Source organism: Streptomyces sp. RGM 3693 (assembly GCF_050471125.1).
GTDB lineage: Bacteria > Actinomycetota > Actinomycetes > Streptomycetales > Streptomycetaceae > Streptomyces.
Genome location: NZ_JBMPPQ010000003.1, coordinates 1 through 13,759, shown reverse-complemented (window position 1 = coordinate 13,759; position 13,759 = coordinate 1). Strand labels below are relative to the sequence as shown.

8 protein-coding genes and 1 pseudogene are annotated in these 13,759 nt (G+C 68.8%); 5 read left to right on the top strand and 4 right to left on the bottom strand.

Annotated features, from left to right (window positions below; genetic code table 11):
- Positions 1–89 precede the first annotated feature (89 nt).
- From ACO0M4_RS28715 to ACO0M4_RS28700, 4 genes are read right to left on the bottom strand one after another with little or no spacing between them, the layout of a single operon-like run.
- On the bottom strand, positions 90–1,451 hold the full coding sequence (locus ACO0M4_RS28715) for an AAA domain-containing protein (protein ID WP_430373993.1): 1,362 nt from the start codon (positions 1,449–1,451) through the stop codon (positions 90–92).
- A complete protein-coding gene (locus ACO0M4_RS28710) occupies positions 1,441–2,949 on the bottom strand; it encodes a hypothetical protein (RefSeq protein WP_430373992.1) in 1,509 nt (502 codons plus the stop codon). Before ACO0M4_RS28710 ends, ACO0M4_RS28715 begins: the two co-directional genes overlap by 11 nt.
- A complete protein-coding gene (locus ACO0M4_RS28705; protein ID WP_430373991.1) occupies positions 2,946–4,085 on the bottom strand; it encodes a hypothetical protein in 1,140 nt (379 codons plus the stop codon). The genes ACO0M4_RS28710 and ACO0M4_RS28705 overlap by 4 nt, the downstream gene beginning before the upstream one ends.
- 48 nt (positions 4,086–4,133) lie before the next feature.
- Entirely contained in the window at positions 4,134–4,979 is an 846-nt protein-coding gene (locus ACO0M4_RS28700) for a hypothetical protein (protein WP_430373990.1), read from the bottom strand.
- Positions 4,980–5,112: 133 nt separating this feature from the next.
- Between ACO0M4_RS28700 and ACO0M4_RS28695 the strand changes: the two genes are divergently transcribed.
- The 5 genes and pseudogenes from ACO0M4_RS28695 (at position 5,113) to ACO0M4_RS28675 (ending at position 13,467) form a co-directional block, all read left to right on the top strand.
- Positions 5,113–6,435, top strand: coding sequence for a metallophosphoesterase family protein (locus ACO0M4_RS28695; RefSeq protein ID WP_430373989.1), 1,323 nt, complete (start codon positions 5,113–5,115; stop codon positions 6,433–6,435).
- Entirely contained in the window at positions 6,432–9,614 is a 3,183-nt protein-coding gene (locus ACO0M4_RS28690) for an AAA family ATPase (RefSeq protein ID WP_430373988.1), read from the top strand. Before ACO0M4_RS28695 ends, ACO0M4_RS28690 begins: the two co-directional genes overlap by 4 nt.
- A gap of 117 nt (positions 9,615–9,731) precedes the next feature.
- Positions 9,732–9,938: pseudogene (locus ACO0M4_RS28685) on the top strand (IS6 family transposase); the annotation flags it as partial.
- Positions 9,939–10,422: 484 nt separating this feature from the next.
- A complete protein-coding gene (locus tag ACO0M4_RS28680) occupies positions 10,423–10,926 on the top strand; it encodes a hypothetical protein (RefSeq protein WP_430373987.1) in 504 nt (167 codons plus the stop codon).
- 45 nt (positions 10,927–10,971) lie between these two features.
- Entirely contained in the window at positions 10,972–13,467 is a 2,496-nt protein-coding gene (locus ACO0M4_RS28675) for a Helicase associated domain protein (protein WP_430373986.1), read from the top strand.
- Positions 13,468–13,759 lie beyond the last annotated feature (292 nt).

The window sequence follows — 13,759 nt, the reverse complement described above, 5'->3', positions numbered from 1 at the left end:
GTAGAAACCGGCACTGACAAAACCCGAAAAACGAATGAATTTGCGAATCCTGCTGGAATTTCCCCCGGGCACAGGCACCCGCGCAGGTGTCATGCGGCGACGCGGTGCCGGGCGAGCTTGTCCAGCATGACCTGGTTGGCTTCCCAGCCGTCGGGGAACTTGGCGCGCACGGACAGATGGACCGGGTCGGTCGAGGGGTGGCTGTCCAGGAGGTCGGCGATGCCCTCGCGGGCGACGACGATGCACGCCTGCCGGTGGCGGGAGGCGAGTACACACAGCCGTCCGGCCTCGAGGTGGAAGGCCGTGGCGTCCCGGCGGCCGGACAACGGGTGTACGACGATGACGACTTCGAACTCGCGGCCCTGCAGCCGGTTCGCGGTGTCCACCGCCACGTCCGACGCGCGGGGGCTGCCGGTCCGGGCGAGCGCGGCCCGGACCAGGTCGGCCTGGTCGCGGTGGGCAACGCCGATGGCGATGTCACCGGCGTGCAGGGGCCGGCCTCCCGGGTGGCGCTCGCAGGTGGCGACCGCTCCGCGGTCGAGCAGCCGGCCGGCGAGGTCGGCGGCGGTCTGGAGGGTCTGGGTGTCGGTACGCGGGACATGACGGCGGGGCAGTTCGTGCAGGGCCCAGCCGGTGGTGAACGCCTGCGCGAGGGTCTCGTCCAGATCGGCGCGGGCGAGCCCGGCGGTGCGGAACTTCAGGGCACGCGTGTTTTCACCGGTTCCGGCGGTGAAGCGGGCGAACGGGTAGAACGCCTGGGCGATGGTGGGTGCGGCCGAGGACGGCAGGCGCCAGGACACCGGCAGCCGGTGCACAGGAATGTTCTGGTTGTGCTCCAGCATCACGCTGACGCCGTTCTGCGTGGGGTCGTGCGGCAGCCCGATCCAGCGCTCGGTACCGACGATCGTGAACGGGTCCAGCTGGCCGGGGTCACCGACGAACAGGCCCCGCTCGAAGCGTTCGACAATCTGCAGCAGCATGTCCGAGCGCATCTGGTAGGCCTCATCCAGAATCGCCCAGCCGAACGCGGCGTCTCGGACGGTGGCCCACTTGGCGGCGGTGGCGACGATGATCCGGCAGCCGGCCAGGTCGGCCAGGGTGCGGCCGACGGCGGTGTTCGTCAGAGTGCCAAGGGCCGGAGACGGGGTGTAACTGGTGGCGCTCAACCGTCCGACGGCGATGCCGGGATGCTCTCTGGCCAGACGCACGACCAGGTCGTCGACCTGGTTGTTGGTCTGGGCGACGATGATCGGGCGCTCGCCGCTGTCGGTGAGCTCCTGGGCGGCGCGGACCACCAGGGTGCTCTTGCCGGCGCCCGGAGGGGAGTCGACGACCACGGCCCTGTGACGCCTGTCGGCCATGTCCGCGAGGATCGCCCTGGTGGCAGCGGCCGCGGCCGCTGCAGGGTCGGGCACGGCCGGTTCGGGCGTTGTGCTGGTGTCAGTCCTCATTGCCCCACTCCTCTGCGGCGGCGTCCTCGGGAACGGCGGAATCGGTGCCGCCCCCGTCGGCGGCACTGTGTGTCCACGGGGTGGCGTCGGAGGCCGGGAACTGCGGTGCCGGGCGCCACCCCGGGTCGGGCAGATAGGCGATGCGCTGGCCCGGTTCCGGGACGGTGCCTTGCTTCGGGACGCGGCCGCGTCCCATGCCGCCGGTGATCTCCACCGTGACCCGTGTGGTGGCGCCGTCGGGGAGGACGGAGACGATCATGGCTTTGTGTCCGGCCGGCATGGACGGGCTGACCAGCTTGGTGTCGGCGGACAGCCGCACGGGATCCTCGGTGCGGACGGTGATGCGCGGCCGTGGCACCCGCCTGTTCTTGTCCGTGGTGACCGTCCGGCTGGGTTCGGCTTCCACGACCGTCCCGGCGAACGCCTCACCTGCGCTGCGCCGGTCGGCCAGCACGAAACGATCGTCGAACGCCATGTCGGACTCGAATTCGGCCAGCGCGTGCTCCAGCCAGCCCAGCCGCCGGGCCGCGCCGATCGCGGTGTCCCGCTTGCGCTGCGGAAGCCCGCCGGAGTCCCGGTAGTCGGAGTAGTCCGTGAAGGCCTTGCAGTCGCCCTCGAAGCGCTTGGCGGTCCGCGGTGCCTCGGGCACGGAGCGCAGCAGTGATATGGCCTGCCACACCATGCGCCAGGTGGGCTGGATCTGTCCCGCGATCAGCTCCCGCAGTTCGGTCTCGGCGGCGGCCAGCGCGTGCGGGTCGCCGAGTGCGTGGGCCGTGTCGAACTTTCTGATCGCCGGGGCCAGGTCGCGGTTGTCGAACTCGGGGGAGGTCGACGGGCCCGCCGGCGGGCACACGTCCGGGTTCTCCGCGTCGGCCATGGCCTGCTCGACGCTCAAGCCCGACGGGGGAGCGATCCAGGCCATCAGGGAGGCGAGGTTCTGGTCCTCGAGCGTGCTCTGGCCGGTCGCCCAGTGCTCGGTGAGCAATGCGGTGACGGGCAGCAGCATGGAGGTGCCGGTCTGTTCGGCCCTGTCGACCAGGAACGTCAGCCACATGCCGAACTCCGGTACGACGTCCGGCACCGCGTAGGGACCGGACGTCGCACGGAAGCGGCACATGCGGCCCAGGTCGGCCAGGGCTTTGATGCCGCCGGGGTTGGGCACCAGGATCTGAGGCGCGTCGGTGTACCGGGAACGCTCGCCTTCCCCGCGGCGGTCCTGGCGGAAGGAGTCGATGTAGTCCATCACGATCCGGCCGAGGCCGGCGGCGAACGCGAACCGCTGGTCGCGGTTGCGGGGCTGGGCCACGACGAGCAGGGTCCCGTTCCTCTTGGCGGAGCCGACCATCGCGGCCAGCGGAGCCCCGGCCTCTCCGGCCATGGCCAGCGGGACGATCACCAGCGGCCGGCCCGACAGGTGCTGGTGCCGGAACTCGGTCAGGGGCACCGCCTGCATCGACTCCATGGCCTGCACGTGGGCCAGCGCCGATAGCGTGCTCATGCCGCACCCCCGAGGTCTTCCAGTTCTGCGCGCAGCCGTGCGGCGTGCTGCAGGGCTGCGGCCATCTCCACCTGGTCCTCGCTCGGCGTCAGTTCTCCGCGAGCCAGCCCCATGACCATGGTCGTGGTGTCGATGCCGCCGAACTGCTCGCGCACCACCGGCCCGAGGACATCCAGCGAGGCTTCCGCGCGGGCGCGGGAGCGGCAGTAGAACGCCATCTCGCAGTGGTTCAGGCAATCCGGGCGGTACGTCACGAGGACCTGATCCAGTGCCTCGGTCAGCTCCTCGGGAGGGCGCCGGGGCCGATCCTCCGTGTCCGGGGCGAGGTCGAAGGTGAGGTCCTCGGGCAGCAGGTCCACCAGGTTCCCGATGCGTTCGATGCGGGACAGCTGACGCGTCAGGGCGGCCACCTGCTTGCGGGCGTCGACGAACGCCCCGGTCGGCCGGTTGGTGAAGTCCTTCGGCGCGACCAGCACGATCGTGTCGGAGACGGCCTCCTCGCTGATGCCGGCCCGCCCGAGCAGGTCGCGCAGCGCGATGATGTACGCGCATGCCTGCGTGGTCGCCGCCCGTACCTGGGCGGGGGCGGCCTGCTCGTCGATGATCGGGAAGCTCTTGATCTCCACGACGTGGAAGCGTCCGTCGATGCGGAAGGCCACCAAGTCCGGTTCCAGGTACGCCTTGTGCCCGCCGATCTGCAGGCGCAGCACCGGGTGGTCGAACAAGGTACTGTCGCCCTCGCCCCGGGCGGCCCGCAGTAGGACCTCCTCGGTGCGCTCATGGCGCTCCTTGGAGCGGCCGTCGCCGCCGACGTCGTTCAGGTCCTCGTACCCCACCTCGGGCAGTGTCAGCTCCAGGGTCTCGCGCAGGACGCGCAGGAGCTCCGCGCAGCCGTTGTCCTTCACCATCGCCTCGAAGGCGTTGCCGCGGGTGATGGCGAAGGAGGACTGGCCGAAGGACGGGGGGTGGCCGATGTGTGTGGCGATCGCGGCCTTGTCGGAGCCGGCGGCGTCCAGCAGGGCCCGCAGCGTGCAGCGCGGGTTGTTCTCCAGGGCCGCCAGCGACCGGGCGTTGTAGTCCAGGCGCTTCGCGGATCCGCGCAGTGCGTCGAGGCGGTCGTCGACTGGTTCTTTCACGGTCTCGTAGATCCTTGCGAAGGATAAAAGGATGCGGGGAGATGGAAATCAGGCGCGGGCGGACCGCAGATGCGTGACGCCCCGCAGGGGCGCGCCGAACAACTGCTCGTCGTCACCGAGGGACTTGCGGGCCCGCCGCGCGGACGCCGTCCGGGTGGCGCGGTCGGTGTCGGTATGCACGTCCAGCTCGGTCTGGGCGGCGCCGATCACCTGCTGCGCATCCAGGGCGCCCTCGTGACTGGAGGCGTTCTTCGGCATGGCGTCGGGGATGTTGACGGCGAAGCGCCACAGTAGCCGCAGGGCCTGCGGACTGGGCCCGTCCGCTGCGGACTCGGCGGAAGTACGCACCGCTTCGGCGATGCGGATCGCGCCGGTGAGGAAGTCCACACGTGGGGACAGCGGGCCGATGACGCGCTGCTCCAGCGTCCAGGTGCTGATGGTGATCAGTGCCCGCACCGGGGTCAGCAGGTCGTGCGCCAATGCCGGGCACAGGTAGTACGGCCGGGCTCCCGGGCTGGAGCGGTAGGAGCGTTCCTCGTCCCGGCGCAGGCTGGAGAGCTTGGATGCGGACAGCTCTCCCGGGAAGAACGCCTCGTGCACGCCGACGATCAGCTTGGGCGCGGCCGGGACACCGAGGAGCATCAGGGCGCGGTGGACGTGTTCGCGTGCCGGGAGCTGCGATCCTCGGGCGGCCGGAGCAGCTTCCGGCGCTGGGCGGGGCGGGGCGGCCGCCGGTTCACCGGCGTCGACGAGGGCGTCCCAGGCCCGCTCGGCGCGGCGCAGCTGCATCCGCAGCTCGCCGGCCCGTTCGGTGTCACCGGCGGCAGTTGCGTCGCGGATCGCGCGGCGCAGGGTGCCGATGCTCTTCTCCAGGGCGTCCAGCGGATCACTCATGCACCAGACGGTACCAGAGTTCCAGAGTTTTCCAGACTCTTCCTGTGATTCGAGGTACAGTCGGCGTCACCGAACCTCCGGCCGCGGCGGCGCAACCCGCGCCGCCCCGCAGGCCGTTGCTCTGGAGGCACCCGTGACGGGACGCGTATTCCACACCTCCGACTGGCACCTGGGCCGCCAGATCGGCCGTCATCGACGTGACAGCGAGGTCGACGCCGTCCTGGATGAAATCATCGCCATCGCCGAGGACTACGCCCCCGACCTGATCGTGCACAGCGGCGACCTTTTCGACAGCCCCCGCCCCAGCCTGGACGACATGCGCCGCGCGGCCCAGTCACTGCGCCGCCTCGGCACGATCGCGCCCGTGGTCGTCGTCGCCGGCAACCACGACACCACGCACGTCCTGACGTTCCTGGAGTACGTCCTCAACGACATGGGCGCCCGCGAAGGAGACCAGACCCGGGTCCGCTTCGCCACCGACGCCCGCCCCGACAGACTGCTCCTCGCCGAATACCCGACCAGGAACGGGGAGTTCACCCTGCGCATCGGCGCACTGCCCTACCTGCACCCCAACCGCTTCACCTACGACTTCGCCGACCCCGCCTTGACCACCGCGACTTACGCCGAACGGATGCGCACCGTCCAAGCCGAGGTCTACCGCCGCCTGACCGCCGACCGCGGCCCCAGGGATGTCCTCATCTACGCCGCCCACCTGTTCATCGAAGGAGCCCTCCCGTCCTACTCGGAGCGGCGCATCTCCCTGAGCACCGAGTACGCGGCCGCAGCCGCGGACCTGCCCGACGTCGCCTACGGCGCCCTCGGCCACATCCACAAACCCCAGCCCGTCGGCCGTGCCGGATTCCCCGCCTACTACGCCGGCAGCCCCCTGCAGATGGACTTCGGCGAGACCGGCGACACCAAGAGCGTCGTACTCGCCGAGATCGGCCCGGACACCAATCCCCGCATCGAACTCGAACCGCTCACCGCAGGCCGCCGTCTGGTGCGCCTCGAAGGAACCCTGGAACAGATCGCCCACCGCGCTGCCCGCGTGGGGGACGCCTGGGTGAAAGCAGTGGTGAACGTCGACACTTTCGACCCGTCCCTGCCGGCCACCCTCGCCAAGATGCTGCCCCAGGCGACACTCGTCGACATCGACGAGCGCCGTACCGGCGCAGCCCACCGCGTGCTGGACCGGCAGACCTCCACCGCCGAACTGCCCGACATCGACGGCCTGCTGCACGACTACCTCGCCGACCGCGGCACTGGTGGCCCGGCCCTGGACCGCGCCATGGCCGCCTTCGCCCACCTGCGAGCCGAACCCGACCCGGAGGACCCCGCACCGTGCTGCGAGGAGACGCTGCTGACCGCGGCCATCGCCGGCCAACCCCTCGACACCCTTGACCGCTCCAGCCTGCTGACCGGCATCGACACCACCGACGCGGAGACCACGCGATGAAACCGATGACACTCACCCTCACCGGATTCCGCAGCTACCCCGCCCAGGCCACCGTCGACTTCGCCGGCAAGAGCCTGGTCGCGGTCCTCGGCGACACAGGCGCCGGCAAGAGCAGCCTGCTCGACGCCATCGCCTTCGCGCTGTTCCGCAAAAGCTCCTGGGACGCCAAGGAACCCCGGCAGCTCATCGCCGACGGCGCACAGGCCATGAGCGTCGAACTCACCTTCGTACACGACGGGCAGAACTGGCGTGTCCACCGCACCATGCACGCCACCAACCCGAACGCGGGCCGGCACCACCTGAAAAACCTGGACACCGGTGAGGAGACCGACGGCGCCACGGCCGTCGACAACCGCATCAAGACGGTGCTGCAGATGAGCTACGACACCTTCCTGCGGGTCGGGCTGCTCCCGCAGGGCAAGTTCGACCAGCTCCTCACCGCTGCTCCCAAGGAGCGCAGCGAACGGCTCCGTGAGCTGTTCGGTGCCGAATCACTGGAAGCAGTGCGGAACCTGGCCGCCCGCCACGGCCGCACGCTCCAGCAACTCCTGGGCGATGCGAAAGCCAAACGGGCCCCCATGCCGGACAACCCGCGGGAGACGGCCGCCGCAGCCGGTGCGGCCGCCGACGCGGCCACAGCCCAGGCCGAACGCCTGAACACCGCCGTCGTCCGCATCACGGCGCTGCAAGAAGAGATCTCGCAAGCCCGGGACACTGCGGCGGCAGCCACCAGCGCTTGTCAGAGCCTGGCAGCGCGCCAGGTGACCGACGCCGACACCGTCCTCGACACGCTCGAGTATGCCGCCACCGACCTCACCACACGGCGCGATCTCCTCGACCGGCGTGCCGAGCAGGCTGCGGCCAGGGAAGAGGAACTGACCGGAGCGATCAGCGCGGCGGAGAAGCAAGGAGAAGGCCGGGACGCCCTTGCCCAGGCCGCACTGCTCCTGAAGACCCTCGCAGAAACCGCCGAGGAACACCGAGGCGAACGCGACCGGCTGGTCTCCCTCACCACACAACTCGACGACGAACGCGATGCCATCGCCACGGCGGAAGCGGAACTTGCCGAACGGGCCGCACACGTCGAAGCGACGGCAGAGGAAGCCCGTGCCGCCGCCGAGACCAGCAAGCAGATCCGTACGCACAGCACAGCTGTCCGCACCGCGTTGGACGCGGCCCTCTCGACGGCCCGGCGCGTCGCTGACACCACGCGCGCCCACGCCACCGCAGTGGGCCGGAAGGAATCTGCCCACAAAGATCTCGGCCCGGTGGAGGCCGAGGCATCTGCGGCCCACAAAGATCTCATCGCGGCCGAGACACACCTGGAGGCGCTGCGGTTGCGGAAAAAGACAGCCGCGATCGCCGCCGAACTTCACCCCGGCGACGACTGCCCTGTATGCCGCCGGCAGCTCCCGGCCGACTTCCACCCCGTACCGGCCGACGCGGAAGAACTGACCGAGGCGCACACGCAACGAGAGCAGGCCAAGAGCGCACACAACAGGGCCATCGACCTGCGCGCCGAAGCCCGCGCCACCGTGACCGCCGCCGATGAAGCGGTGCTCGAACGTGACCACGAGCACCAAAGCGCACAGCAGACGGCGCAGGAGACGACCCAGGAAGCAGAACGAGCCTTCCGAAGCCTGGAGGCCCTGGCCACCGAGGCAGGCACAGACTTCGACGCCCGGTCAGCCTCAGCAAGACTGACCGCCGCTACCACTGTCCTGGCCGCCCCCACCGTCGCAGCACCGCACCAGCAGCACCCCGAGCAAGACACCGCAGTGATCACCCACGCCATCGCCGCATGCGAACACGCGGCCGCCGCACACGCCGAAAAGCTGCAAGCCGAGGAGCACCGCCGCACCGCTGGAATCGAAGCGGACCGCAAAACACTGACAGAACGCAAGAAAGTGCATGATCGCGACAAAAGAGATGCATCCGCAGCTCAAGAGCGGCATGCCCGGGCCGTAACAAGGACCGCCGCCGACATTGGCATGCTTCCCCCGCGGATCCAGGTGATGCTGTCGCACGACCCGATCGACATCGTCGTCGGACAGACGGACGCCGCCACCACAGCAGTCAACGCCCGGCAGGCCGAGCTCCAAGAGCTGCTCGACCAGAGGGAAGCAGCCCGAGCGGAGAAGACCGCGGTGCTCGCCGATCAGCGCACGCTCGACCACGACACTCACGCCCGCCTGGAACGTCCCCTCGGCAGATTGCGTGACAACCTCGACGCGTGGGCCCAGGCCACAGACCAAGCTCGCACCCGACTCGAGGAGGCCGACCGGCCAGCGCTGCCAGAGGCTCCCACCCAGCCGACGATCGCCGAGGTCCGCCACTACGCCGCTGCCCTGTCGGTGACGACCTCAGTACTCGGCGACAAGCTCATCGAGCGAGCCGCCATGGCGACAGAACGCGCATCCGCCGCCGAAAGCCGCCTTGGTGAGCATGCAGCCGCGCTCGCCGACATCGACGACTTCGACGCCTCAGCCGACCTGGCCACACCTACATCACTTCACCCCCTCGTTGCCGCAGCCGCGCAGGCAACCAAGGAAGCCGAAGACCAGCGCTGCAAACAGCGAGAAGCACAGGACCTGATCAAGCCGGCCGCTGACCTGGACTTCGCCATCACCGCAGGCGAAACCCGCTATGAAGCCCTCGATGTACTACGCCGCGAGTTGGTCGACGCCAAGTTCCTGGGCCACCTCACCACACTGCGAACTCGCGCACTGCTCGGCGTCGCCAGCGACCTGCTCGGACAGATGTCCGACGGTCGATTCGGTTTCGCAGACGACTTCGACATCATCAGCCGCAGCTCCGGGGTCGCCCACCACCCGAATCGCTTGTCAGGAGGGGAGAAGTTCATGGCGTCCCTCGCCTTGGCCCTGGCACTTGCCGAACTGCATTCCCGCAGTGGGCCGGCTCTCGGCTCCCTCTTCCTCGACGAGGGCTTCGCCGCTCTCGACACCACAGCCTTGGACCTGGCACTGGAGGTACTGCGCGCCCAGGCCGGGGGCGACCGCTTGGTGATGGTGATCAGTCACCTACACGCCGTTGCCGAGGCCGTCGATGATGTGCTGTGGGTGGAGCGGACCGCCGTCGGCTCATCCGCCCGGTGGCTCACGCCGGCTGAGCGGGACGACATGGTCCAGGACGACCTCGCCAGCGGACTGCATTCCTAGGTTCGCTGTTGAGACCTTGCCGGGATCGACGACTACAGTCTGCAGACGGATCACCGGCCGGGCTGACGCTCCAGCTTGCGCGAGTCGCACACCAGCAGGGCCGCATACAGTATCCCGGAGAACAGCCACCAGCCCACGAGGCAACGGGAGCGGGCCATGCGCCGCTTCACCTCCGCGGGGCACGCGCAACGGTTCCTGCCCGCGTTAAGCGGCATCTCACCCCACTTCCGGCCCCGACGCCACCTCCTCACAGCCCGTGACTATCGCACCGAGATCACCCACCGCCTCACCGTCTGGCGCCAGGTCACCGGCTGCGCTGCCTGAAGCAGCCGACACCACCAGCCGGCAGCGCCCTCAGCATGTCTCAACTACCCATCCAGCACCACACGTTGACAGTTCCGCCGGAAGAGTTCGCTGTCCCCGGAGACTGGCTCGATCAAGCCTGCCTGGTGCCGACCCGGGCGCTGAACATCGCCAAGACAGCGATCGAAGACGCAGCCGAGGCGGTTACATGACGTGTCTCCACGGCGACGCGGACATCGGCAAGACCCTCGGGGCCGCCACCGCGCTGCGCAAACCCAGGTCCGAAGAGCTGCTGCGGCACGCAGGAAAACATCAGCACCGAAGCACACTTGACACCTGCAAGGGTACCGAGTGGGCCGAGCAGGCAACGCTTCCTCGCGTACCACCGCTACCCCGCTTTCGAAGGCACGCCGCTTTACCAGAAGATCTACCGCTGTGCGGCGTGTTCGTTGCTCTACAGCTGCCGCGCAGGGGGGCGCGCGATGATGAACTGTGATGCCGAGGAATGAGCCTGCTGGAGGCGGCCGTGGAGAGAATCGTGATCGGCGCTGACCATGTACACAATGCGGCCACGGTCCGCCGTCGGCAACGGCAGTTCGTGCCGCCGTCCGAGTTGCGCCCGGACCTTCCGACCAGGGCCGACACCGCCCTGCTGGACCAGCTGTTCTACGCGACGGTGGACGAATGCCACGAGTGCCGCTCCAGGCTCCTCGACCGCGTCGCAGGCGACGTATGGACGACACGCAAACTGATCGACTGGGCATGCCTGATCACTTCGGAGACATACGGCGGGCTTCCCGCGGAGCTTGTAGATGATGACGCGTCGGCGGATTCCGTCTTCCGCCCCTCGGCCACCTTCCGCCGACTCGCTGCGCAGTACCACAACCCAGGACCGACCAACGCCATCTACGACGCGTGCACAGCTGCGGAGCGCCGGGAAGCGGCGGACACCGCCGTCGCCCTGGTCGACGGACTCCAGATGTGGTGGACGGACTTCCTCTACCAGTAACCTCCCCTCTGCCCCGCGACGTTCAGCCGATTCTCCCAAGGACCGATGGCCACCAACCCCAGCTCTGCCATCCCGGACAACTACACGCCCCCAGCCGACTCCTCTGTTCTCGCCCGCCGGGTGCTGCGCCCGGATCAGCAGGCGGCGGTGGACAGTGGGGTACGCGGCCTGCGAAAGCCGGGTTCGCGTGGCCACATGGTCTCCGCATGCGGCACCGGCAAGACGCTGATCGCCCTGCGTACGGCCGAGGCCCTCGACATCCGGTTTCTGCTGGTGGTGGTGCCGTCGAGGGACCTGATCGCACAGTGGGCGGCTGCGGCTCGCGCGGACGGCCGCATGGAGCCGTTGATGGCGGTGTCGTCACTGAACGCGGACAAACACCCCGTGCTGGCCAAGGCAGGGGCGGTGTCCACCGGTTCGGGGGAGTACCTGGCGTACTGGCTGGCCCAGCGCGCCAAGAAGAACGAGCCAGCGACCGTGCTCGTGACCCTCGATTCCCTCCTGCGGATCGAGGAAATCCGGCACTCCGTCTTCCCCGCTCCGGTCTTCGATCTCGCCATCGTGGACGAAGCGCACCGCACCGCGGGCTCCTGGGACAAGGAATGGACCATGGTCCACGACTCCTCCCGGATCCGCACCGATCGCCGCCTGTACCTGACCGCCACGCCCTATGAGTGGGAGGCACCGCGCCTGGCCGAGGCCCCGGATGTCCGCCCGCGCCCGAAGCGCACCGCGTCGACCGCACCGGCGTGGGAGTCCCCGTCCCTGATCGCCTCGATGGACGATCCGAAAGTCTTCGGCCCCCGCCTGCACACCTACACCCACGCCCAGGCGATCGAGGACGGAGTCCTGGCCGACTACCAGCTCCTGGTCCCCACCATCACCGGCACCGACCTGCGCACGGTCCTGACCGACCCCGACCACGCGCACACCGGTTTCGCCCCGACCGCGCGCCGGACAACCGCTCTCCACCTGGCGGTCCTCAAAGCGATGACCGACCACGACCTCAAGCATGTGATCGTCTACTTCCAGCAAGTCGCCGACGCCGCCGACTTCGCCCGACAGTTCCCCCACACCCTGCGCACCCTCCCACCCGAGCAGCGCCCCTCCTGGGCCGGCACCCTCTCCATCTCGTCGATCAACGGCAACCACACCCCCGACCAGCGCACGAAAATCCTCGACCAATTCGCGAAGGCCGACCGCGCCGTGATCACCAACGCCCAGGTCCTCTCAGAAGGAGTCGACCTGCCAGCCGTCGACGCCATCGTCTTCGCCTCCCGCACCGAAAGCGTGCGCCGAATCGTCCAGGCCCTAGGCCGCGCCCTGCGCAAGCCCCCCACCGTCGACGTGAAGACCGCGAGCCTGGTCATCCCGGCCTACATCCCACCCGACGCCGACCCCACCGACCTCCTCGACACCCCCTACGAGGCCCTCTGGCTGATCACCGCCGCGCTGCGCCACCACGACCAGACCATCGCCGCCTCCGCCCCACGTAAGACCACCGCGCACCGCCTGGACGGCGACACACACCGCCTCCTTACACGCCGATTCCGTTTCGACTTCACCCTCGACCCTGGCACGATCGCCCGCGCCATGGACCTACTGGCCTGGCCCTCAGCCGGCGCCGTGCTCTCCGCACCCCGCCGTACCGGCCTGGCAGCGGCCATCCGCTACCACGCCGAACACGGCCACCTGAAGGTCCCGGTCGACTACACCGACGCCTACGGCTACCGCCTCGGCCAATTCATCGACGGCCAGCGCACCGCCTACGACCAAGGTTCCCTTACCGCAGACTGGGTCAGGGAACTTGAGGATCTGGGCATGATCTGGGACGCCCATGAGGCCGCCTGGCAAGGGCACATGGCGACCGTCGAGGTCTTCCACACCACCTACGGCCACCTCGCCATCCCCGCCATCGAACCCGGCGGCCAATTCCTCATCGACCAGCGCGCTCTGGCCCGCAAGAACCACCTCCACCCGGACCGCGAAGCCCAACTCGCCGCCCTCGACGCCGACTGGACGCTCCCTCACGGACCCGACTGGCACCGCAAATACCACCTCCTGCGCCGGCACATCGAAGCTGGCCACCACGTAGCCACGCTGCGCCGCGACACCGTGGTCAACGGCGTGAAGGTCGGCAGCTGGCTGCACCGACAGCTCACCACCTGGAACAAGCTCTCTGACGGCCAACGCGACCGCCTGACCCACCTCGGCCTGACTCTGGATCAAATCTCGCTGCCCGTACACAAGACGACATCCGACGAGGCCCGACCTAGCGGGAGAACACGTCGTACCTTCGAACAGATGACGACACTGCTGCGCGCCTTCATGGAACGGCACGGCCGTGTACCCGGTGCCCGGGAGTGGATCGAGGTCGACGGGCAGCGAGTCATGATCGGCCCGTGGCTCTGCAAGACACGCACCAAGCAGAACTCCGATCAACTACCCCAGAAACATAGACAGTTGATGCGCGAAATCCTCCACGAGGACTGGCCAGCGACGACCAAAGAAGAGGACGCCGATCTCTCGGAGATCCCATAGTTTTTCTGCTTCCTTATGAGTGTCAGCGTCCTGCCCGTACCGATATGCTGGAGCAGCAGCGGGAGAGGCGCACCCAGAGGAAACCCGCACGATGCCTCGACCACCGCCACCCCACAGTGCCAGCCAGCCCTGAAGGCAGACGCGGAGCGGACGCCTTCTCAACCACCGTAACCACTATCAAAGTTGCAGGTAGACATAGCACGCGGAGGAGGGGAGCAGATCACGGAGTGATCGGCTCACCACAGCAGCGCGGAGCGCTGCTTGCGCGTGCCTGCGGAGCAGGCACGCAGCC